Here is a 20,586-nt window from a genome sequence, read left to right on the forward strand (position 1 = left end):
GATGTCGGCGGCGTTGTCACGGGTGTTCCGGTGCTTGCCAGATCGGCGGAGGATCTGGCCGAGCATGGCGGCGAAATGTCCTTTGCCGAACTTGCGAACGCCATCATGGGCATCGGTACGGGTGCGGTCGGCACCGGCCTGGGCGGCCGCTCGCTGCTGTACAATATGCCTGGAGCGGCCGGCCCTCGGGGCGGCGACGGGACTCCACCGCCGGGGTCTCCGCCGCCAGGCTCCCCACCGCCTGGCGGAGCGGATTCGGGACCGCGACCGCGGGCCGTCTACGCGATGGGCCCGGACGGTGTCTACAGGCCCACCGGCGAACACGTCATGCCGGACCCGAATGAGATCGTTATCCAGGGCGAGGTGATCGGCGAAACCAGCGACCAGCAGGGATATGGTTTCGGTAACACGGCGGACGCCGGAAATCCAACCGGCCAGCGCGCGCTGCCGGCCGGCGAATCAGAGGGCCAGAACCCGCCGCCACCCGCAGGCGACAGGAATGATCTATCAGGCGACGGCCAGCTGTCGCAGCCGATCGTGTTGCATGAGCCAGGCGCCGATGACCCGACCATGCTGCCGGGCCGCGATCCGGACGGCTCGGCCGTGCGAAGCTCATCCATCCCCGCTGGCGGCGATCCTATCATCGTGCCGAACAAGCCGATCGTGACGGACGGCGCCCTGCATCTTGTATGGGACCCGGAGACACGCAGGTTCACCGGCACACCTGAACGCGACACGAGCGGGTATGTCTACACCACCGGCAAGGATCCGACGACGCCCTCGGCCTATCTCGACGGCTTGACCACCGAGCAGCTCGTGGCCCGTTACGAGCGGGAGCAAGGCTACTATTCCAGCCGTGAGCTGGCCGAGCGCTATGGTCCGGATGGCATTCCACAAACGCTGCGGAGAGAGGTGGACGAAAGCGCAGCCGCTGGCGCCAACCCACCGGCAGGGGTCGAGCCGGCCAAACAGAAGAACTGGCCAGACTTCAGGATATCGGCGCTCGGTCGCGTCCGCTTCAATTCCGATCCGCTAAACCTGGCTGTCCATTCGATCCCGGGTGTGCCCGAGGCACTTCAGCTAGGATCGCCGACCTGGCGGTCATACATGGTGGGGTTCGGAACACGCAGCGGCTATCGTGCCCTTTGGCAGTCATTTGCCGACAGCGTCAAATACGGGTCGCTCGAACCGGTACGCTACACACTCGGCAAGGAACTAGGGATCTCCATTCGCCCGAACGAGCATCGCAATATCACGCTCGCACAACTCGGTCTCAAAGTTCAGCGCCAGACCGCCTTTCAATTCAAAGGGGAGGATCTTCTCAACGCGGCCCGTCAGGGGCTGTTCGGCGACGCCCCGGATTCTGTCTTCACGGTTATGCCGCGTTCTGCCCGTGTCGAGGGTCAGGCAGGGAATAAGGGTTGGGCCCTGGAGCTCACATTCAGCCTCGCCCTTCGCTCAAAGTCGGCAACTTTGAGGAACGGTGAAAGCGACTTCTTCCGTCAAATGGCGGACGGCAAGACCGAATTCTCTGAGTTCGATGGCGATGTTCCGTATCGGAAGGTTTATCTCGAAGACAAGTATTATCTGACGAGTTTGCTGAGCGTCGAGAAGCGATACGAAGTGGCGATGAACGCAACATTGCCCAAGGGAACCATCGTCAATTCAGATTTCGTCGACGCAAACAGGGGAGTACTTGACCGCCTCCGGTTGAGGGCCCAATTCGTGGTGAAAGACAAAAACACGGCGCAGGCTCTTGCCGACAATCCTGACATGAGCACCATCCGGGAACTGGTGGCGTCGGGAGAAATCGATGCTCAGAAATCGATGTTGTTCATTCCTGGCTCAGAAAGCGGGATGCGGCAATCTGCTGTTCCCGGATTGGCACTGGGAGAGACAATTGTCGATCTCACGGGAAAAAGTCGACGCGTCTGGAATCCCGGCGCAAGCCGGCTCGAGGTCATCGTCAACGAGGCATTCCACAAATTCCTGCCAAGTCCCGATCGCATCATCCTGCGCAAATTGCCTGCGCCCTACAATCATTACGTTCGCTCGGACGGTCCGATCTACGTCAACCTTTTTGGCAAGCGCGAGGCTGTCGCCTCGACACTAGACGTCACGCTTGCGGTACGGAGCCCAGCCCTCAAATTCCGCGTGCCCTCGGTCCCGTTCCTGCAATTGCCATTGGCCTTCACAGGCGAGATCAGGTTCTTTTATCGAACGAATTTGCCTGAGGTCGCCCCGATCGTCGCGAAAGCCGATTTCGTTAGACGTGGATTTACCTTTGGCGACACACTGCCTGTGGAAATAGCGGTTCCGCGCTGGCTGCATGAGCTCGACCAGCGAGCTGACATGGGAGGAGGTATCGCATTTCCGAGAGGCGGCCGGGCGTCGTTCGCAAAATGGCTGGATGAACTCGAAACGACGGCGACACCCAGTCAGAAGGCCGATATTGAGGCGTTCCGCCAATCCACGTTGCTGTCGCTTGAGGATGAAGCTTTCATTCCGCCTGGCGCGATGAGCGCCGTCCGAGACTTCCTCGAGACACAGGCAAAACCAATTGAGATGCCGCCGCCGGAATTTGTCTATCTGGCGCCATCCGACCAGCAACAGCCGCTTGCGCGCTGGTATCAAAGGCAAGGAGTTGCTCCTTCGCCTTCAGACCGGCCTCTTTTGTTTCGACGGCCAGCACCGCCGGCAGGCAACCCTGCGCCTGGGCAAGACGCGGCCGCTGGCGCCGCCAACGCTGCGTCGGCCGGTAAACGCCCGCCAAGAACCCTGCAGCTTCAGGACGAGAGCGGCAATGTGATCGCCGCCACAGTGCTGGGCACCGGGCCGGCCAGTCCGGAGCGGGTTTATGTGCCGCCGGCCGACGGACCAAAGGCGCGCGGCGACGAACCGGAGCTGATGGACAAGTCGCATATTCTGTATCGGGACCCGGAGACGGGCGAAGCGTACGTCCTGCCATGGGTGCGCGGCGGCTCGCAGGACCACGTCCCGGGCAGCCAGGGACGGCCGGAGGGAGAAACCGTGCCGCCGCAGGCAATGCCGGCCAGGAAGGCAATCGAAGCAGCGCCGCCAACGACCCATTCGCTGCAGCAGGTCCGCAACATGCGGCAGCCTGAAAAATGGAAGGCCGGCGAGACTTACACACGCGAACTCAACGGATCGCTTGGAGAGGCGCATTTCCCGGTCGCGGCCAATCCGGACGGCCCGCATCCCGTCTTCGGCGAGGGCGGGCGCTACGTGGATTCGCCTGTCTTCAAGAGCCCGGACGTGATCGAGGCCATCGAGGTCAAGACCTACCATCGCTGGACGACCATAAACGGTGTCGCCCAGATGCGTGAAGTACCGCTGACGCCAAAACTGCAGGAGCAGATCAACAAGGACGTTGCGCTGCGCAACGAGAACCCGGCCTATCAGCCGCGCTGGGTGTTCCTCGATGCGCCGCCTTCCGCGGAGTTGCAGCAGGCGCTCGATGACGCGCGAATTATCGGCAACATCTTTGGACACAGCAAGCCCGCCACGGCAACACCGCAATCTCAACCGGCGTCGAACCAGGTCGGCGTGGGCCGAACCATCCGTCTCCAGGACAGGAATGGCGAGGTGATCGTCGCGGCAATGCTGGGCACCGAGCCGAGGAGCCCGGAGCAGGTTTATGTGCCGCCTTCCGACGGACCCCGCGCCGCGGCCGATGCTCCGGAGGTCCAGGACAAGACGCACATACTGGTCTATGACCCCGACACGGGTGAAGCCGTCGTGCTGCCTTGGATACGCGGCGCCTCCGACGACCATGTGCCGGGAAGCCTGCCGGAACAGGGCGATCAACCTGCCAATGCGGCCGAGGAAGCAAGCAATGCCGGCCGCCCGTCGCGCGGCAATGTCGGTCCCTATGTTTTCCGCGCCGATACGCGCTCGCCGAGCGAGATCAGGGACGCGGGCGGCTTCTCGCCACCGCCGCCGACAGGAATCTGGGTGGACAATCCGCAAGGCATCGCGCTGAGCAACTATGTGATGGGCAACACCCATGGCCGATTCGTTGGTACGAGCCAGTCGGTCTCCGGGGCCAAGACCTTCGTCGCGGAAGAGTCGCGGGCGGCGCGCCAGCAAGGCTACACCTATCTTTACACGCTGAATCCAAGCAGACCACGCCTCCACGTCCCGACCGAGTTCGAGGCGATGGGCCGGCCTGTCGGCGACAGGATGGCCGGCGTCGACGAGACGGCGATCGACGGCAGCATACCGTGGAACGAGGTCTACGGATGGAGGATGATGGATCCTGACGGCAACTTCGTCGGCGGGTTCACCCGCAACGAGGATGCCGTTGCTCCGGGCGTGTCGACGCCCGAACGCCCGCAGATAATCCTGCGGCCGGCCGACGAATTCTGGGATATCAGCGCGCCGTCGGAGACGCCGGTGACCGAGGCCGTGGTCAATGAGGCGGCGCCTCTGGCCAGCGAAACGCCGCAGGTGTTGAACGCTTCCGCCGAAGCATCGTCCGCAGGTGCCGCATGGCCCCTAGCACCTGACCGCGGCAGGGCGGTCTTCGACCCCGCCAGCGGAAAGTTCGTCGGCCTCGAGCTTCCGGTAAGTTCCGCCGTGGAGCCGGGATTTGCCGAACCTGTGCGCGCGCCGACCGGGCCCGAGGTCAGGTCGCTTTCGGCCGATCAGATTTCCGGGCTGACCGACGCGCAACTGCATGCAATCAAGCCGGAGCACATCGCCAGGCTGACGCCCGAACAGGTGGCCGCACTGAGCCCCGAGCAGCAGCTGACGTTCGATCAGGTTGCGGCGCTGCGGCCGAAGCAGTTGCAGGCGGTGAGCGCCGAAGAGCTGCAGGCGATCAGGCCAAGCAGATTGCAGGCTATTGCCCCTGGCCGCATCAGCGCCTTGCGGCCGGATCAGGTCGCTGCCCTCTCACCTGAGCAACTTTCTGCCTTGACCATCGAGCAAGTGCGCAAGCTGACGCCCGACCAGATAGCCGGGCTCAGCGACGAGCAGCGCAATGCCTTCACGTCGGAGCAGTTCGCCGCCATGAGACCTGTCCAACTCGGCCATCTTGATGCCACGCAGTTCGCGGCGTTGAATCCCGACCTTGTCGCGGCACGCAATCCCGTGACGACGGCACAGCTGTCGCCGGACCATATTTCGGCGCTTACGCGTGAGCAGCTTGGCGCCCTGACGATTCATCAGATCGAGGCGCTGACGAAGCAGCAGATAGCGGCCCTCACGCCGAAGCAGCTTGGCGAGCTCGGCCCCGGCCAATTGCGCAAGTTCACGCCAACGCAGTTTGCCTGGATGTCGACGGATCAGACGAACGCCCTCTCCGTGCTGCAACTGACGACCTTCCGTGCCACCCACAAGAAGGCGATGACGCCGGATCAGGCTGCCAGTGTCGACCTGGCCCTCAGCCATGCGAGGATGCGCGAAAACGCTCAGGCGCTCGCCACCTTTGGCGGCATGTCGACCACCTCCTACGCGTTGTGGAGTTCGTTGCCGCCAACCTGGAGCGCGACTGCCGCAGCCGTGGCATTTGGCGTGCGAGGCTTCGTTTTCGGCTCGCAGGCGATCTTCCCCAACGCAACCGCAAATCACAAGCCGTTCGGGCGATTCCTCAACGCGCTCGGCGGGGCCACATTCATTGCAGCGGCGCCAGGTGCCGCGACCGGGATGATCCAGGGTAAGGACCTTGTCGTCAACAGCACGTTTTCGCTCGGCAACGTCGTCTATGGCACGAAGTCGATGCTGCAGTCGTTCACCGGCAGACCGGTGATCCGAAATGTGGCCGAACATCTGGCTGGACCCGGCTATGTGCTTGGCTGTGCCGTCTATACGCTGCACTCCTGGCCGGCGCCGATCGCCACGGTCGCGGGCACCCTGTTCACGTTCGGCTGCGCCGAATTCTGGGCGTCGGCCATAAGGACGGACCGAATGAATCGCCGTTCTGTGCCGCGAACCGATGCCGATATCGCGGCGGCGGAAAAGTCCGACAAACGTTGGGGTTCATGGGACCGGTGGACTTTGGGCATCACATTCGGCATTGGAATGCTTCTCTTCTCGCTGGATTCCTTGCTGGCGGAGCCTTGGGAGGGCGCGCCGACCTCTCCACCCGATCCGAAAAAGCAGAATGGCGATGCGTCGTCCCAGCAGCCCGATGATCCCTCCGATGTTCCAGGGAAGCCGCAAACCCCGCCCGAAGACTTCCCGCAGCTCGTGGTGTCGGCGGATGACGGTCTGAATCTGCGGACGGAGCCCGACGGGAATTCGAACGTGGCCACGGTCCTGCAGCCCGGCACGTTCGTCGAACAGACCGCGAAACCTTCGACCGATCCGTCGGGAGAAGCCTGGATACCTGTCGAAGGTTTCGGACCGGACGGTAAAATGCATAGCGGCTGGGTTTCCGGCGACTATGTCGAGGTTCATCCCGATGGCAGCAGCAACGCCAAGGGCCGCACGAATCCAGCGCTGGAGAAGGGCGGCTATCAGTGGGTCGAGGTGAAGAGCGGCGACAGCATTCGCCTGATCGCCAGGAGCCATTCTGCGGACGTGGCGGCGACCGTCGTGCTCAACATGGATCATATTATGAGCCCGGATGTGATCTTTTCAGGCGATCGCATCTATCTGCCAGCAGCGTCGGTCGGCTGAGGCGCCACGGGCTCAACTGCGAGCTAGTCGGCAGGCTGCGCCTTGCCGATTCTGGCGGCATATGCATGTGCGATGCAACCGGCCAACTTTGCCGCCCGCTCCGCTATCGGATTCGATGGCTCGGAGGAGTACGAAGCGGTGAACCGCAGGTCGGAGGGATGCCATTCGCAGTCGACGATGCGCAGGGTGCCGCTGGCCGTGTGGTCTTGGACGACTTCCCTGGGGAGGGAGGCGATACCGATCCCGTTCAGCGTCATCTTGATGGAAGCGGCCAGCGAATTGGCGGGAAAGATACGCGGCGTCGCTTCAAACTCGCCGGTCAGCTTGCGGTAAAGCTCACTGTAAGGTCTCGTCGTGCGCGCATAGCTGATGATTGGGAATTGCATCAGGTCGCTCACCGTCAGCTTGCCCCGGTTGGGTAGTTTCAAGGCGGGCGAGCAGACCCATACGAGCGGGAAGGATGGCAGCTCCATATTCTCGATGCTGTATTCCTGAATGGGGCCCATCAGCACCGCAAGATCGAGTCTGTGGGACATGAGCTCGTTGCGAAGGGTCGTCGTTGTGTCGACGACGATATCGGTATCGACGAGCGGATAGTTTACCTGCAATTCCTTGAGGAAATCGGGAAGCCAGGTGTGCACGATGGTCTCGGCAACCCCGAGCCTGAGCACTCCCGCGGTCTCCGATAGAGAGTTTGCCGTCAACTGCAGCCGTTCGGCCACGCGCAGCACCCGCTGCGCTGGCGGCAGCAGCCGTTGTCCCTCTGCGGTCAGCCTTACGGTGCTGCTCTGCCTCTCAAATAACTTCGCGCCGAGCGCTTCTTCCAGACCGGCAATTCGGGTCGACACCGCCGGCTGTGTTGTGTTCAGACGTTCCGCCGCCTTTCGAAAGCTTCCGAAAGTCGCCACCAGGACAAAGGTTTCGAGCTGCTTGATGTTGAAAGGGATCACAGTTCAATGCCGGACAATCTGGGCGCCGATCTGGCTGGCGGGCGCCAATCCGGCCAGTCCTTCTTGCTCGAAATCGTGTCGCGACCGGACCACTCGAGCCCTCCCTCCCGACGCCGCATATCGCAGCGCCTTGCCGTCTCCCAATAAGTGGTAGAGGCGCCGCTTCGTGGTGTTGATCACGATCGATCCTTTCCGTTGAGCCTCATCGAAATCCACGATCTCCCTGGGATTGCCGACCGTGTTTCTCCCCGGAACCTGGTCGGGAGCGGATGGCGAGACCAGCGCATTTCTGGCTTGATCGTAGCTCCAGCTGCGCGGGTCATAGCCGCTGTTCGATTGAGCCTGCGCCGGCGCCGCGGCGACAGTCAACGTGGCAGCAATCAGAACTGATTCACCCAAGCGCTGGACGAGGCGCGGACAGACCAGGGTCCAGCGCCCCGGAATTCCGGCGTGAGCATCCAGGCTCGCGACCAGGTTCCCGTTTGCCGCCACCGAGCCCCATCCCTCCCAAATTCGAGCATCGAACCGGCGATCACGAACCGGTGATGTCTGATTCCAGCGCGCACCATATCGCTTTGCGCACCGTTCGCAACATTTGGAACCAAATGCGCAATAGAAATCCAATTGGACTTCCAATTTTGCAGTGCGCACGATACAAGTGAATTGGCGGGTAAACCACGAGACAGGCGACGCGGGCCATCACTTCGCGTCCCTTTGCGATAGGACCTATGTTGACGGGACGCGGTACCTGCCATGCGGACTGGTCGTCGGGAACCAAGGCTGTCTTCGCGGGCGGCCTTGCGATGATCCTGATGCTTGGCCTTGCTTCCTCGTGGGCAAATGCCGCCGAGCCACGCTGGCCTGCCGGTCCTTACAAATACATCACGGTCGATCAGTCGGTGACGGACGCGCTGGTCGAGCTTGGCCGCAACATGCGCGTGCCAATGCGTGTCAGCAAGCTTGTGAAGGGGCGCCTGAGCGCCGGCATGCCGGTTGGAACGGCCCGCGAATTCCTGGAAGAGATCTGCAATCGGTACGGGCTGGTCTGGCATTTCGACGGCATCGTCATGAACGTCGCGACCGAGGCTGAAGTCCAGACGGAGATGATCCCGCTCAATGCCGACACGGCTGCCGGCGCGGAAGATCGGCTGCAGCGCCTGGGCGTCATCGATCCGAGGTTTCCGATCAAGGTTTCCAGGCAAGACGATGTCGTCTCGGTGTCTGGGCCGCCGTCCTATGTGGAACTCGTCCGAAAGACACTTGGCGTTCCCGCATCGAGCACGAAGCAGGAGCCCGGCAAAGTCGTTTCGATCCGCGTTTTCCGCGGCGGCAAGCTGGCGGAGACACAGAATGTGCCCGTCAGTCCAAACTGAAACAGGAGGCCAGGTTCATGCAGATCGCGCCGATTGGAGCCCTGGAAGCATCGCTGGCAAATTTGACCACCAGTATAAGCGCACAACAGCAGATCACCGCCGGCGCGGCAGCGCAGCCGGGTAACCGGATGGTAGGCGCCAAGCAGGAAAAGCACGATGTCGCAAAGGCCAGCACGCCCGAGCGCGGCGATGTCGCTACGCGGGCCGGTCAGCAGGTGGCGCAGGCATCGTCCGGCGCCAATCCGGCAATGGTTGGACAATCCGCCAAAGCGGAACGGACCGAACCGATCGTCGAACGCCAACTCTTCGACTATCTGGCCGAGGCGGAGAAGGCAGGGGGTGGGGCGCTCACCGATCCCTCGGCACTCTTTGGGTCAGCCGTTCGGTCGCTTGAAGGAACCATGCAGCAGGTCCAGAAAGCCCTTGGCCAGGCGAACGCCCCCGTGAACGCTGAAGCAGCCTCGGTGCCCGAAGGCGCCGGCAAGGCGGCGCCATCGGGCAAGGAAGGCGAAAACGCGCCTGCAAAGAATGCCGAGCAACTGCTCGAGCGATCGATTTCGGTGATGTGGGCAGCCGCCAATCTCGAGGTGGTGACGAGCAGCGTGACCGCGGTCACGTCGTCCACCAGCACGCTGATCAAGCAACAGTAAGCGCTACGGAGTGTTCGTGCCCACCCTGTCCTTGCCGCAGCGATCAACGTTTTTGAATCGGTGCGGCGCCTGGTGCCGTGTCGCGCTCGTTGTCACGGGTATGCTTGTGCTGCAGGCGTGCTCGGTGGAGCTCTATTCCAACCTCAACCAGCGGCAGGCCAACGAGATCGTCGCCACGCTGATGCGTCACGGGATTCCGGCCCAGCGCGAGGCCGGCAAGGACGGCAAGATGACGGTCTCCGTGCAGAAGGACCGTTTCGCCGAAGCCATGGTGATTCTCGATGAAAGCGGGCTGCCCAAGCAGGAATTCCAGACGCTCGGCGAGGTGTTCAAGAGAGATGGGCTGGTGTCCTCGCCGGTAGAGGAGCGGGCGACGATGATCTACGGCTTGAGCCAGGAACTTTCGCAGACGATCTCGGACATCGACGGCGTGCTTTCGGCGCGCGTTCATCTCGTCCTGCCCGAAAACGATCCGCTGAGACAGCAGTTGGTGCCGTCGTCCGCCTCCGTCTTCATCCGGCATCGCGCATCGGTTCCGATGAATGAGCTGATCCCGCAGGTCAAGATGCTGGTAGCCAAGGGCATCGCCGGACTGACCTATGACAATGTTTCGGTCACGCTCATTCCGGTGACCGCAACGGCCCCCGAACAACAAACCGGCGAAGCAGGCTTCACGACATTCCTCGGACTTTGGCTGCATCCGGACAGCGTCGCCGCCGCCATGTGGCTGTTTTACGGCATGGCGGCCGCCATACTCGCGCTGGCTGCCCGGCTGGCTTACCTCCAGTGGTATCGACGTCCGGGTGTCTACGCGCTCGACGCGACCGCTCTGCCGGTGAAGAAGACATGACCCGGACTGGCTCGCAGCAAACCGCCAGCCCGGAATGGCAGGCATTCATGTCCAACCCCGCATCCTATGCGGATGCGGCTCGGCTGGCGGACTGCTTTGACGGCACGATCAGCGAGGCCGCTTGCGAGCGCATGCTGCGGACACAACGCCTGCAGCAGCGCTTGTCGAATTTGCTGCTCGAGCGCTATCGGCTCTCTTGCGCGGTCGATGAACCGGCCGACGCGGTGGATCGGGCAATCGCCTTGTCATCGGGGGAGGAGTTGGAGGAACTCGTGCTTCGCTCGGGCGCGATCTACTGGGCCGGAAATCTGGCCGCTGTCATTGACGGACGCGAGGCCGATGCGTTGCAGGTGGCACTCGGTGCGGATCTCTGCACGTTCGCGGTCGCCAACCGCGACCTGGCCGGTCCGCTGCAGCCTTTGCAGCCCTTGGAGGATATTCACCGTCGCGTCTATGCCGACGGCCTGAGTTGCCTTGGCGCGTGGTGTCAGGCGATGCCGGGCGGGACGAGCATGCGAGTTCGTCTCAAGCTGATGCCGCACGAGCTTGTCGATCAGACGACTGAGCCGTTTGCCGAAGCCGGTCCGGCGATTGTCCGACGAGCGATGGGCTAGCGTAATGGTCGAACCGGGAACAGCGACCAATGACATGCCAGGGCGCCCTTATGCCCGCATCCTGCGCGCCGCTGAGGCGCGCGCCTGGCAGGATGGGCACGCCTTTCTCGACGAGGCGAGGCGCGATGCCCAGCAGTTGCGTGAGGCCGCTCGCCGAGCCTACGCGGCCGAATATGCGCAGGGCTATGAGGACGGCAAGGCGCAGGGCGATGCGGACGCCACGCGGCTGATCGGCGAAACAGCGGTCAAGGTGGATCGCTATCTTGGCGGACTGCAGGCGGAAGTCATCGGTCTGGCCATCGAAATCGTCAGGCGAATGCTGGGCGAGTTCGACGTCGGCACGCTTGTCGCCAAGGCCGCGAGGCACGCGGTTTCCGAAATACGCCGCGCCAAATATCTGAAAGTCCGGGTTCATCCCGCTTCCGTCGACAGGGTTCGCGATGAGCTGGACGCGGTCTTGCGCGAGAGCGATCTGGGCATGACCGTCGAGATCGACGCGGATGATGCGCTGGCGGCCGGCGCCTGCATCGTTTCGACCGACTTTGCCGTCGTCGATGCCAGCATCGACGCGCAGCTCAATGCCATAGCGGCCGCGATAGGGTCAAAGGCGGAGGTTCCATGACGGCGCACGCTGCCGAAATCGAAAATCGCCTGGCGTCCATCATCCCCGGCCTGCGTTCCGGCCTGCGCGACGATGCCAGCCGGCCGAGGCGAGGGCGCGTGCGGCGGGTTACCGGCACGGTCATCCACGCGACCGTGGAGGAGGCCCGGATCGGCGAGATATGTGAATTGGTAGACCCCAGAACCGGCAGGACGACCAAGGCGGAAGTCGTCGGCCTGATGGACGAGATGGCGATCCTCGTTCCGCTTGGCGACCTGACCGGTCTTTCAAGCCTGACGGAGGTCGTTGCGACCGGAAAGGAGCAGTTGGTGCCCGTCGGTCCTGGCCTCTTGGGTCGGGTGATCAGCGCGCTCGGCGAGCCATTGGACGGCGAGCCGCTCTCGCCGGATGGCATTGTCGGCAGCTATCCGGTCAATGCCTATCCGCCATCTCCGCTCGAGCGCAGTTTGATTTCCGAGCCGATCCAGCTTGGAATCCGCGCTCTCGATGGGTTGCTCACTTGCGCGCGCGGACAGCGCGTCGGCATTTTCGGCGAGCCCGGTGTCGGCAAGTCGATCCTGCTTTCCGACATCGTCAGCGGCACCGATGCCGATGTCGCCGTGGTCGCCCTTGTCGGCGAACGTGGACGCGAGGTTCGCGAATTCCTAGAGCATCAGCTTGGACCGGAAGGGCGGCAGCGGGCAATCGTCGTCGTCGCGACATCCGACCGGCCCGCCATCGAGCGCGTCAAGGCGGCCTATGTGGCGACTAGCATTGCGGAATATTTTCGCGACCAGGGCAAGCATGTGCTGCTTGCGATGGACAACATTACGAGATTTGCCCGTGCCCAGCGCGAGATCGGCCTGGCCTCGGGCGAGCCACCGACGCGTCGCGGTTTTCCGTCTTCGCTGTTTGCCGTCCTGCCGCGGCTGCTCGAGCGCTCGGGCCCTGGTCGCGTGGGGTCCATCACCAGCCTTTACAGCGTTCTCCTGGAAGGCGACGGCACGCTGGATCCGGTCGCCGAGGAAATCCAGGCGCTTCTAGATGGCCACGTCTTCCTGTCGAACGAACTTGCGCAGCGCAACCATTTCCCCGCCATCGACGTCCTGCGCAGCCGAAGCCGTCTGATGGATGCCGTCGTGCCCCCGGTGCATCGGGCCGACGCCAGCCGCCTGCGCGAGCTGCTTGCCCGCTACGCCGATATCGAACTTCTCCTGCGCGTCGGCGAGTATGAAAAGGGCGGCGATGCGGTGGCGGATGAGGCTGTGGCGAAGATCGACGCCATCAACGCCTTCCTGCGACAGGCGTCCGCCACACACGAGAGCATCGAGAAGACACGCCAACGCATGCGGGAGATCGCTTATGAAGGAGCGTGACATGATCGCTCGATTGCGCGACCTCAGACACCGCCGTGAAGAACGCGCAAAGGAAGTGGTGATCAGAAGGCACGCCGCCGCGCACCGGGCCGCAAGGGAGGGGCAGGAGGCGGCCGCCGCGGTCACGGAGCACCTTCAGCGCATAGTCGACGCCGAAGATGCAGCCTTCGGTGCGCTTGTTGGACAGCCGGTCAAGGCGGCCAGCCTCTCCCGGCTTCAGGGACGGTTCGAAATCGCCGCCAGAAAAACCGAGCAGTTGCGGGAAAGCGAGAAGATGGCCGAGGTCGCCGCACAGCGACGGAAGGTGGAGTTGTCGGTAGCCCGCAAGCATCATCGCGCAAGCATGAAGGCCGTAGTGAAGCTGGATGGGCTTCTGGAGCATTTGAGCAAACGCACCGCGCGTCGTCGCCTGGCGCTTGCCGAACTTTCCGAGGAAGAGGAGCGCGGCCCACCGCGCCCGCCCACAGAACGATAACCCAATCTGTGACTGTGACTATGGATGTGATGCCTCAAGCCTTCGCCCCGGCAAAAACGAAAGCGCGGGTAAAACCAGCGAAACGCACGACCACACGGTCGCGCATTGGCGAACGGCTGACGCTGGAATCTGTTGCGGCTGTGGACGTTGGCGCATTGAACGCCTTCTACCGCCGCCGTGCTCCCGCCGAGATAACGATTGCGGGAAAGGCGGTGGCGATCGCCGCCGCCTGGTCGGCGTCGAACCCTGAGAACCAGCAGCTGTGGAACATCGCGTTCATGGTCGGAGACACGACGGGTAAATTGCGCCTGCCGCTTTCCGTCGTTGAACAGGGCTTCGCCAGGGCCGACGACCTAGCCGACATGAAACGATTGGCGCCCGCCCACGCCGCACTGCTGTTGGAGGCCGCGTTCGAAGTAGATCTCGAATGGATCGAGGGCAGACTGGGTGGGACGATCACGATCACCTCGGTCGCACCAGGAGACACCACTCCGGACGATCCCCCATTCGCCTTTGTCCTGACCGGCAAGGATGAAACCATAGTCTGCGTCCTGAACACCAAAGACGCAGGCCTGGCGGCGCGGTTCGGCCGCCTTCTCGACGAGCTCGGCAAGGCGAGGCCGCCGATCCCAGCCGAATTTCCGCTGCCGGTCTGCCTTCGGCGTGGCCCGCTTGCGATCACCCTTGGCGAGCTTCGAAGCCTGCAGGCTGACGATGTGGTGCTTTTCAAGGACGCGGAAGAGGAACGCATGGCGGCACTCATCATTGCCGAGCGCCTTTATGCGCCGGTGGCGTTGATCGCCGGCGGGCCGCAATTGCTTGCCGCGCCGACTGCAATCGCTGGATCGAATTGGGAGTGGAGCATGAACCAGAACACGCCGCCGCCGGCCGGCCAGACTTTGGAAGAGTCGACCCTGGACGAGCTGCCGGTCGCACTCGCCTTCGAGATCGGCCGCACGGCAATGCCTCTGGGCGAAGTAAGGCAGCTTGCGCCCGGTGCAGTGGTTGCGCTCGCCGATGTGACGGAGGCGAATGTGGACATCATCGCCAACGGCAAGCGTGTCGGCCGTGGCGAGATTGTGCGCATCGGAGAAAGCCTGGGCGTGCGAATCCTCCGCATGTTCGACAATGCTTGAGAATTCGCCCAACCTGCTTGGGATCCTGATCGCTGTCGGCGTCGTCGGGTTGCTGCCGCTGGCAGTCGTCACGATGACGGGATTCCTGAAGATTTCGGTCGTGCTTTTTCTCATCCGCAATGCGCTCGGCGTCCAGCAGATGCCGCCCAATTTGGTGCTCTACGGCATAGCGCTGGTGCTCACCGTCTACGTCACGACGCCGTTGCTGAGCGAGATGTCCGGCCGGCTTCAGGAAGGGCAGGTTCAATTCCAGACCACGGACGACCTCGCCAGGGCGGCGCAACTGGTCAAGGAACCTTTGCAGCGACACCTTATGAAATTCACCCAGCCGCAAGAGCGGCAGTTCTTTCTCGATGGAACGACCCGCCTGTGGCCGGAACAGGCGCGCCAGAATCTCAAGGACGACGATCTCTCGATCCTTGTTCCCGCCTTTGTCGCCTCCGAGCTGACCCGTGCCTTCGAGATCGGCTTCCTGCTTTATCTCCCTTTCCTCATCATCGACATCGTCGTCGCCAACGTCCTGATGACGCTGGGTATGATCATGGTCTCGCCGGTCCTCATTTCGATCCCGCTGAAACTGTTCCTTTTCGTCGCCATCGATGGCTGGTCGCGGCTGATGCATGGCCTCATCCTGAGCTATGGCTGACGCCGCCGGGGGGTTTGCATGAGCAATGACTTCATCCTGGCGAAGGTCCAAGGCGCGCTTTGGACGGTGCTGTTCGCGTCCAGCCCGGCGATCATCGCGGCGCTGGCGGTCGGCATCCTTGTCGGACTTGCCCAGGCGCTGACGCAGATTCAGGACCAGTCCTTGCCGCAGACGATCAAGCTCGTCGTGATCCTTTTGGTCATCATCGTCTTCGGTCCGCTGCTTGGCCAGCAGATCGCCGAGCAGGCCTCGACGGCGCTGGACGAGTTCCCCGTCGTCACGCGTTGAGGCGCGCCGATGCCGGTCGAACCACTCTTCGCATCCATCAAGGAGCTTCAGTTCTATCTGCTGGCAGGCGCATTCGCGCTCGCACGCATGACCGGTTTCATGCTGCTGATGCCGCTCTTTTCGCGGGTGCCGCTATCCGGGCTTCTGCGCAACGGCGTGGCTCTGGCGCTGGCCGTTCCGGTCTTTCCGATGATCGTGAACAAACTGACGAACACCGACATTACGACGACGATGATCGTCCTCTACATGCTCAAGGAGGTCGTAGTCGGAGTAACGCTCGGGCTGGCGATGGGCATACCGTTCTGGGCGGCGGAGGCCGCCGGCGATATCCTTGACCTGCAGCGCGGCTCGACGATGGGGACGCTGATCGATCCGATGATGACCCACGAGACGAGTGCCACCGGCACCTTGCTCGCCGTCATCATGGTCACGGTCTATCTGGCCGCCGGCGGCTTCGAACTTTCCCTGACCAGCCTCTATGACAGCTATGGCCTTTGGCCGATCGACCAACTCCTGCCAGTCTTCAGCAAGGATGCTGCCGCGATATTCCTCGGTCTGCTGAATCGCATCCTGATGATGGCGCTGACGCTCGTCTTCCCGCTCATCATCTGCATGCTCTTGTCCGACATTGTGCTTGCCTTCCTGGCACGCGCTTCGCCGCATCTGAACGTCTTTGCGCTTTCGCTGGTGGTCAAGACGCTGGTCTTCAGTCTCGTCTTCGTGCTCTACGCGGCGTTTCTGCTGTTTTACATGAATCGGGACCTTGGCTTCCTGCACGAAGCCGGCCGCCAGATAGAAGCTATTGGCTGCCGCAGTTGTCAGTGAACAGAAGCTTTATTCGCAAACGCTAATGATAACGACAGCCACGATTGGCCGACCAATAAATACAATTTATCATTGAGGAAAGATTCTGACGATTTGACAAGCGGTCGACCCGCCGATGATCTTACGCGCTCTCGACGTGCCGCTGAACGTGCATCTCCATTGGAAGCCAATGCCTCGCCAGATCACTTCATTGTTCTATGACAATTTGCGACTGGTCGATGCGGATAGGCTGCGCAGGCTGGTTAGGATGGGTGCCTATGAAGGGCACACAGGAGGGCTTGCGCGCGGCAAGCTCCAGGCCAATGTCGTGATAGTGCCCCGCAGCTTCGCTGGCGATTTCCACCGGTTCTGCGTGCGCAACCCAAAACCGTGTCCATTGGTGGGCGTGAGCCGAGCCGGCAGTCCATTGCTCCCGGCATTGGGCGATATCGACATCCGCACCGATGCCCCCCAGTACAACATCTATTACTTCGGGGAGCTGATCCGCCAGAAAACGGACATCATCGATCTGTGGCGAGAAGACTTTGCCGTTTTCGCGCTGGGCAGTTCGCTTACAGTCGAAGCCGCCTTTGCCGGGAAGGGCATCCAGCTCCGCAGCATCGGATGCGGCAAAGCCTTGCCCAAATTCCGAACCAGGATCGAGACGCTCGGCGTCGGCCCGTTTGGTGGCGAAATGGTCGTCTCCATGCGCCCGATAAGGCGTTGCGACGTTGACAAGGTTCGCGCCCTCACCGCACGCTTCCCGCATGCACACGGCTCTCCCATCCATGTCGGAGAGCCGACGATTATCGGGATAAAGGACTTGATGGCTCCCGACTGGGGCGATGCGGTCGAAATCATGGACGGGGAGGTCCCTGTATTTTGGGCCAGTAGCCTGACCGCCCAAGATGCGCTCGCTCGTGCCGAACTCGAAATCTCGATCACCGTGTCGCCGGGGCACATGCTGATCACGGACTTGGATGCACGAGCAGATGCGGGCGCTTTCAAGGTCTTTTAGCAAGCGCAGGGTGGTCATCTTCGACCTTTCAAGAGTTCGAGACTGCGCGGACCCCACATAAAGCCCCCCGTCATTCGGCTGCATGCTCCTGCAGTCTCTCGAATACAAAAAGCTTGCCCTTACGCGCGCTGTCCTCAAGCGGGTGCGCCTTTGCCAGGTGCGCCGCAATGACGCTGGCCAGCATGCAGCCCGTCCCGCGCATCCATGCGGCAAGGCGCGGCGTGTCGAAACGGATCGGTTCTTGATTGGAGCGCAACAGGATATCGGTCGATCGGGGTCCCGAAGCATGACCCCCCTTGATCAACACGGCCTGCGCACCAGCGCCCAGCAAGTCCTGACCCTGCCTGACCGCGCCACCCTCGTCGGCAGCGCACTCAGCGCCCACAAGCAGCGCCAGTTCGAAGAGGTTGGGCGTGATCAGGCGGCAGAGTGGCATCAGGTCGCGCTTCATGACGGCGATGGCGCCGGCTTCCAGCAGCACCCTGCCTGATGTTGACGCCAGCACTGGGTCGAGTACTGCCGGAACCCCTGGATTTTCACGTAAAACGGCTGCAACGGCAACGACGGTCTCAGCCGTCGCGAGCATGCCGATCTTAATCGCCTCTACCCTGTTCGCCTGCAGCGCGGCGTGCATCTGCTTGGCCACCAGCCAGGGTGGCGAATTGTGGATTTCCATGACGGCGTCGTGCGTCTGCACGGTTAGCGCGGTGACAGCCAGGCAGGTGCGCACACCAATGGAAGACATCGTCTCGATGTCGCGTACAATCCCGGCGCCCCCGCTGGAGTCCGATCCGCCAACGACAAGCACATGTGGGTCTTGCCCTAGCGCCATCGTTCTGTCTTTTCGATCCATTCCCGCGTGCGCGCCTCGGAATTGGCATTCAGCGTGATGTCGGTGACCACTGCTGCGCTGTCAGCACCAGCAGCGAAGACACCGCCGAGCCGGTCGGGGTCGAGGCCGCCGATCGCGACCAACGGGATCGGCGCGACCCGGCGCTTCCATTCGCTGATCCGCTCCAGCCCTTGCGGCGCCCATTTCATCTTCTTCAGGATGGTGGGATAGACCGGGCCGAGCGCGATGTAGTCAGGCCTGGCGGCCAGGGCCGTTTCCAGTTCGGCATGATCGTGCGTGCTGAGCCCGAGCCGCATGCCGGCTGCGCGTACAGCCAAGAGGTCGGCGGTCTGCAAATCCTCCTGGCCGAGATGGATGAAGTCGCAACCTTCCTCGATTGCCAGGCGCCAGTGGTCGTTGACGATGAGCTGGCATTGGTGCTCGGCGCATAAGGCCTTCGCCTTGCGGATTTCGGCGCGCAACCCGGTCTCGTCCATGGCCTTGATGCGCAACTGAACCAGCCTGACGCCGACCGGCGCCAACCGTTCGATCCAGGCGGCGCTATCGACGATCAGGTAGAAGGGATCGAGCTTCATGATAAAACCGCCCTGCCGAATGTCGGCGTCGACGGCATCGCGACCTCGCGCGGTTCGAGCATTCCCGAGCAGAACGCTTCGCGGCCGGCATCGACCGCCTTGCCGAATGCGCGCGCCATGCCGACCGGATCGGCCGCCTTGGCGACCGCCGTGTTCAGGAGCACGGCGTCAAAGCCGAGTTCCATCACGGTTGTCGCGTGCGACGGACGTCCAAGTCCGGCATCGACAATCAACGGAACGTCGGGGAAATGCCTGCGCATCGAGCGCAGCGCCGGGATGTTGACCGGCCCGAGGGCTGAACCGATCGGCGCGCACCATGGCATCAGGACCTTGCAGCCAGCCTCCAGCAGCCGCTCGGCGACGACGAGGTCGTCGGTGGTATAGGGGAATACCGAGAAGCCATCCTCGCACAAGATACGGGCGGCTTCGACAAGGCCAAATACGTCCGGCTGTAGTGTGTCGTGGTTGCCGATCACTTCGAGCTTGATCCAACTCGTCCCGAACACTTCGCGCGCCATGCTCGCAGTCGTGACCGCTTCCTTGATGGAGTGGCAGCCGGCGGTGTTGGGCAGGATTTTCGTGCCGAGCGATCGGATCAGCGACCAGAATTTTTCGCCGGCCCTGCCGCCCGCCATCTCCCGCCGCAAGGAGACGGTCACCACCGACGCGCCCGACGCGTGAACTGCATCGGCAAGGATGGCCGGCGAAGGATATTGTGCCGTGCCGAGAAGCAGGCGCGAGGGAAGCGTCGTTCCCAGAAGCTCCAACATCGCTAGCCTCCCTGCATCGGCGAGAGGATTTCGATCCGGTCGCCGTCGCTCAGTTGGAATGCTGCCCGGCTGGCTTTGTGCACGAGGTCGCTGTTGACGGCCGTGGCCAGCCAGTCGCCCTCATAGTCGAGTGCTGCAAGCAGCGCCGCCAGCGTCGTGGTTGGGGTCTCAAGCGCTTCGCCGTTGACGATCAGTTTCATGTGTAGACTCCAAAGGTTTGTCCTGACTGAAGACAATCTCGGCCGCCTCGCGCGCCATGGCGGGTGCCAGCAGAAAGCCATGGCGATAAAGTCCGTTGATCGCGATCGTACTTCCGTGAGTCTCGACACGCGGCAGGTTGTCGGAAAAAGCCGGGCGAATGCCGACGCCGGTCTCAACGATACCAGCCTCGCCGAATGCCGGATTCAGAGCGCAGGCAGCGCCAAGCAACTCCATCACCGAACGGACTGTGATCGGTCCCCCGGACTGGCTTTCGATCATCGTCGCGCCAACCATGAAACGGTGGTCGGCGCGCGGCACGATGTAGAGCGGAAAGCGCGGATGAAGCAGCCGGACCGGGCGCGACAGCGAGACGTCGGGGGTGTGCAGGATCAGCATCTCGCCGCGAACACCGCGCAGCCTGCCGTTGACAGCGGCCATTCCCGTGCAGTCGATCTGGCGATCGAAACCGGAAACCCGCCCGGCGTCGGTACCGAAGCGGAATGAGACGTCCATGGCTGCGAGCCTGTTGTGGAGTGCCGTCATCGCCTGGCGCGGGTCGAGATGAGCCTCCTCGGGGAAAAGCAGTCCACGGCGGAAGCGACCGGCGAGGTCGGGCTCCAGCAGCGCGATTTCGTCTTCGTCGACACGCCGATGGCCTGACGTACGGCTGGCGAAGCGGTCAAGCTCGCCCGCATCGCGCAGCGCTGCCACAACCAGCGTTCCGGCCCGTGTCACCTGGCCGGGCAACACCGCCTCCCACC

20 protein-coding genes are annotated in these 20,586 nt (G+C 62.7%); 13 read left to right on the forward strand and 7 right to left on the reverse strand.

Going from position 1 to position 20,586, the window contains the following annotated elements; all coding sequences use genetic code 11:
• The first annotated feature begins 30 nt into the window (after window positions 1-30).
• Window positions 31-6,645, forward strand: a complete 6,615-nt coding sequence (locus EN781_RS35770) for an SH3 domain-containing protein (protein ID WP_127399804.1) — start codon at window positions 31-33, stop codon at window positions 6,643-6,645.
• A 23-nt stretch (window positions 6,646-6,668) separates the two neighbouring features.
• Here the strand turns inward: EN781_RS35770 and EN781_RS04115 are convergent, their stop codons facing one another.
• Window positions 6,669-7,595 carry a LysR family transcriptional regulator gene (locus EN781_RS04115; RefSeq protein ID WP_126056231.1) on the reverse strand — a complete coding sequence of 309 codons (927 nt, stop codon included), beginning with the start codon at window positions 7,593-7,595 and terminating at the stop codon, window positions 6,669-6,671.
• Between the two features lie 3 nt (window positions 7,596-7,598).
• Window positions 7,599-8,087 carry a hypothetical protein gene (locus tag EN781_RS04120; protein ID WP_127420595.1) on the reverse strand — a complete coding sequence of 163 codons (489 nt, stop codon included), beginning with the start codon at window positions 8,085-8,087 and terminating at the stop codon, window positions 7,599-7,601.
• A gap of 239 nt (window positions 8,088-8,326) precedes the next feature.
• Between EN781_RS04120 and EN781_RS04125 the strand changes: the two genes are divergently transcribed.
• The 12 genes from EN781_RS04125 to EN781_RS04180 all read left to right on the forward strand — a co-directional run bounded on the left by EN781_RS04125 (window position 8,327) and on the right by EN781_RS04180 (window position 17,426).
• Window positions 8,327-8,968: a type III secretion protein gene (locus EN781_RS04125; RefSeq protein ID WP_245492540.1), complete on the forward strand. Its 642-nt coding sequence runs from the start codon at window positions 8,327-8,329 to the stop codon at window positions 8,966-8,968.
• A 17-nt stretch (window positions 8,969-8,985) separates the two neighbouring features.
• Window positions 8,986-9,618, forward strand: coding sequence for a hypothetical protein (locus EN781_RS04130; protein ID WP_126056229.1), 633 nt, complete (start codon window positions 8,986-8,988; stop codon window positions 9,616-9,618).
• A gap of 16 nt (window positions 9,619-9,634) precedes the next feature.
• A complete protein-coding gene (gene sctJ, locus EN781_RS04135; RefSeq protein WP_281034358.1) occupies window positions 9,635-10,468 on the forward strand; it encodes a type III secretion inner membrane ring lipoprotein SctJ in 834 nt (277 codons plus the stop codon).
• Window positions 10,465-11,082, forward strand: a complete 618-nt coding sequence (locus tag EN781_RS04140) for a SctK family type III secretion system sorting platform protein (protein ID WP_126056227.1) — start codon at window positions 10,465-10,467, stop codon at window positions 11,080-11,082. Before sctJ ends, EN781_RS04140 begins: the two co-directional genes overlap by 4 nt.
• A gap of 34 nt (window positions 11,083-11,116) precedes the next feature.
• Window positions 11,117-11,704, forward strand: coding sequence for a type III secretion system stator protein SctL (gene sctL / locus EN781_RS04145; RefSeq protein ID WP_245492541.1), 588 nt, complete (start codon window positions 11,117-11,119; stop codon window positions 11,702-11,704).
• Window positions 11,701-13,059 (forward strand): FliI/YscN family ATPase, encoded by a 1,359-nt coding sequence (locus EN781_RS04150; RefSeq protein ID WP_126056225.1) that lies wholly within the window; start codon window positions 11,701-11,703, stop codon window positions 13,057-13,059. Before sctL ends, EN781_RS04150 begins: the two co-directional genes overlap by 4 nt.
• Window positions 13,046-13,534, forward strand: a complete 489-nt coding sequence (locus EN781_RS04155) for a hypothetical protein (RefSeq protein ID WP_126056224.1) — start codon at window positions 13,046-13,048, stop codon at window positions 13,532-13,534. The genes EN781_RS04150 and EN781_RS04155 overlap by 14 nt, the downstream gene beginning before the upstream one ends.
• 20 nt (window positions 13,535-13,554) lie before the next feature.
• A complete protein-coding gene (sctQ, locus tag EN781_RS04160; RefSeq protein WP_126056223.1) occupies window positions 13,555-14,670 on the forward strand; it encodes a type III secretion system cytoplasmic ring protein SctQ in 1,116 nt (371 codons plus the stop codon).
• Window positions 14,663-15,316, forward strand: coding sequence for a type III secretion system export apparatus subunit SctR (sctR, locus tag EN781_RS04165; RefSeq protein ID WP_126056222.1), 654 nt, complete (start codon window positions 14,663-14,665; stop codon window positions 15,314-15,316). The genes sctQ and sctR overlap by 8 nt, the downstream gene beginning before the upstream one ends.
• Before the next feature lie 18 nt (window positions 15,317-15,334).
• Complete coding sequence (locus EN781_RS04170; RefSeq protein WP_126056221.1) at window positions 15,335-15,604, forward strand: flagellar biosynthetic protein FliQ; 270 nt, start codon at window positions 15,335-15,337, stop codon at window positions 15,602-15,604.
• Between the two features lie 9 nt (window positions 15,605-15,613).
• Window positions 15,614-16,429 (forward strand): type III secretion system export apparatus subunit SctT, encoded by an 816-nt coding sequence (gene sctT / locus EN781_RS04175; RefSeq protein WP_126056220.1) that lies wholly within the window; start codon window positions 15,614-15,616, stop codon window positions 16,427-16,429.
• Between the two features lie 169 nt (window positions 16,430-16,598).
• Entirely contained in the window at window positions 16,599-17,426 is an 828-nt protein-coding gene (locus tag EN781_RS04180) for a DUF1445 domain-containing protein (RefSeq protein ID WP_126059217.1), read from the forward strand.
• A gap of 70 nt (window positions 17,427-17,496) precedes the next feature.
• Here the strand turns inward: EN781_RS04180 and EN781_RS04185 are convergent, their stop codons facing one another.
• The 5 genes from EN781_RS04185 to EN781_RS04205 form a co-directional block, all read right to left on the reverse strand.
• Window positions 17,497-18,258, reverse strand: a complete 762-nt coding sequence (locus EN781_RS04185) for a hydroxymethylpyrimidine/phosphomethylpyrimidine kinase (RefSeq protein ID WP_126059216.1) — start codon at window positions 18,256-18,258, stop codon at window positions 17,497-17,499.
• On the reverse strand, window positions 18,249-18,854 hold the full coding sequence (locus EN781_RS04190; RefSeq protein WP_126056219.1) for a thiamine phosphate synthase: 606 nt from the start codon (window positions 18,852-18,854) through the stop codon (window positions 18,249-18,251). The genes EN781_RS04185 and EN781_RS04190 overlap by 10 nt, the downstream gene beginning before the upstream one ends.
• Window positions 18,851-19,624 carry a thiazole synthase gene (locus tag EN781_RS04195; RefSeq protein ID WP_126056218.1) on the reverse strand — a complete coding sequence of 258 codons (774 nt, stop codon included), beginning with the start codon at window positions 19,622-19,624 and terminating at the stop codon, window positions 18,851-18,853. The genes EN781_RS04190 and EN781_RS04195 overlap by 4 nt, the downstream gene beginning before the upstream one ends.
• A 2-nt stretch (window positions 19,625-19,626) precedes the next feature.
• Window positions 19,627-19,824 carry a sulfur carrier protein ThiS gene (gene thiS, locus EN781_RS04200; protein ID WP_126056217.1) on the reverse strand — a complete coding sequence of 66 codons (198 nt, stop codon included), beginning with the start codon at window positions 19,822-19,824 and terminating at the stop codon, window positions 19,627-19,629.
• The coding region (locus EN781_RS04205; protein WP_127399805.1) for an FAD-dependent oxidoreductase at window positions 19,793-20,586 on the reverse strand (794 nt) is incomplete at its 5' end. The genes EN781_RS04205 and thiS, both read right to left, overlap by 32 nt.

This window comes from Mesorhizobium sp. M4A.F.Ca.ET.090.04.2.1 (genome assembly GCF_003999085.1).
Lineage (GTDB): Bacteria > Pseudomonadota > Alphaproteobacteria > Rhizobiales > Rhizobiaceae > Mesorhizobium.

Bases quoted from the DNA above. Each gene is read 5' to 3' on its own strand.
- EN781_RS04195 (WP_126056218.1), bottom strand. From the start codon at position 19,624: ATGTTGGAGCTTCTGGGAACGACGCTTCCCTCGCGCCTGCTTCTCGGC.
- EN781_RS04155 (WP_126056224.1), top strand. From the start codon at position 13,046: ATGAAGGAGCGTGACATGATCGCTCGATTGCGCGACCTCAGACACCGC.
- sctL (WP_245492541.1), top strand. From the start codon at position 11,117: ATGCCAGGGCGCCCTTATGCCCGCATCCTGCGCGCCGCTGAGGCGCGC.
- EN781_RS04170 (WP_126056221.1), top strand. From the start codon at position 15,335: ATGAGCAATGACTTCATCCTGGCGAAGGTCCAAGGCGCGCTTTGGACG.
- EN781_RS04130 (WP_126056229.1), top strand. From the start codon at position 8,986: ATGCAGATCGCGCCGATTGGAGCCCTGGAAGCATCGCTGGCAAATTTG.
- EN781_RS04180 (WP_126059217.1), top strand. From the start codon at position 16,599: ATGCCTCGCCAGATCACTTCATTGTTCTATGACAATTTGCGACTGGTC.
- sctT (WP_126056220.1), top strand. From the start codon at position 15,614: ATGCCGGTCGAACCACTCTTCGCATCCATCAAGGAGCTTCAGTTCTAT.
- EN781_RS04190 (WP_126056219.1), bottom strand. From the start codon at position 18,854: ATGAAGCTCGATCCCTTCTACCTGATCGTCGATAGCGCCGCCTGGATC.
- sctQ (WP_126056223.1), top strand. From the start codon at position 13,555: ATGGATGTGATGCCTCAAGCCTTCGCCCCGGCAAAAACGAAAGCGCGG.
- EN781_RS04150 (WP_126056225.1), top strand. From the start codon at position 11,701: ATGACGGCGCACGCTGCCGAAATCGAAAATCGCCTGGCGTCCATCATC.
- sctR (WP_126056222.1), top strand. From the start codon at position 14,663: ATGCTTGAGAATTCGCCCAACCTGCTTGGGATCCTGATCGCTGTCGGC.
- EN781_RS04185 (WP_126059216.1), bottom strand. From the start codon at position 18,258: ATGGCGCTAGGGCAAGACCCACATGTGCTTGTCGTTGGCGGATCGGAC.
- thiS (WP_126056217.1), bottom strand. From the start codon at position 19,824: ATGAAACTGATCGTCAACGGCGAAGCGCTTGAGACCCCAACCACGACG.
- EN781_RS04140 (WP_126056227.1), top strand. From the start codon at position 10,465: ATGACCCGGACTGGCTCGCAGCAAACCGCCAGCCCGGAATGGCAGGCA.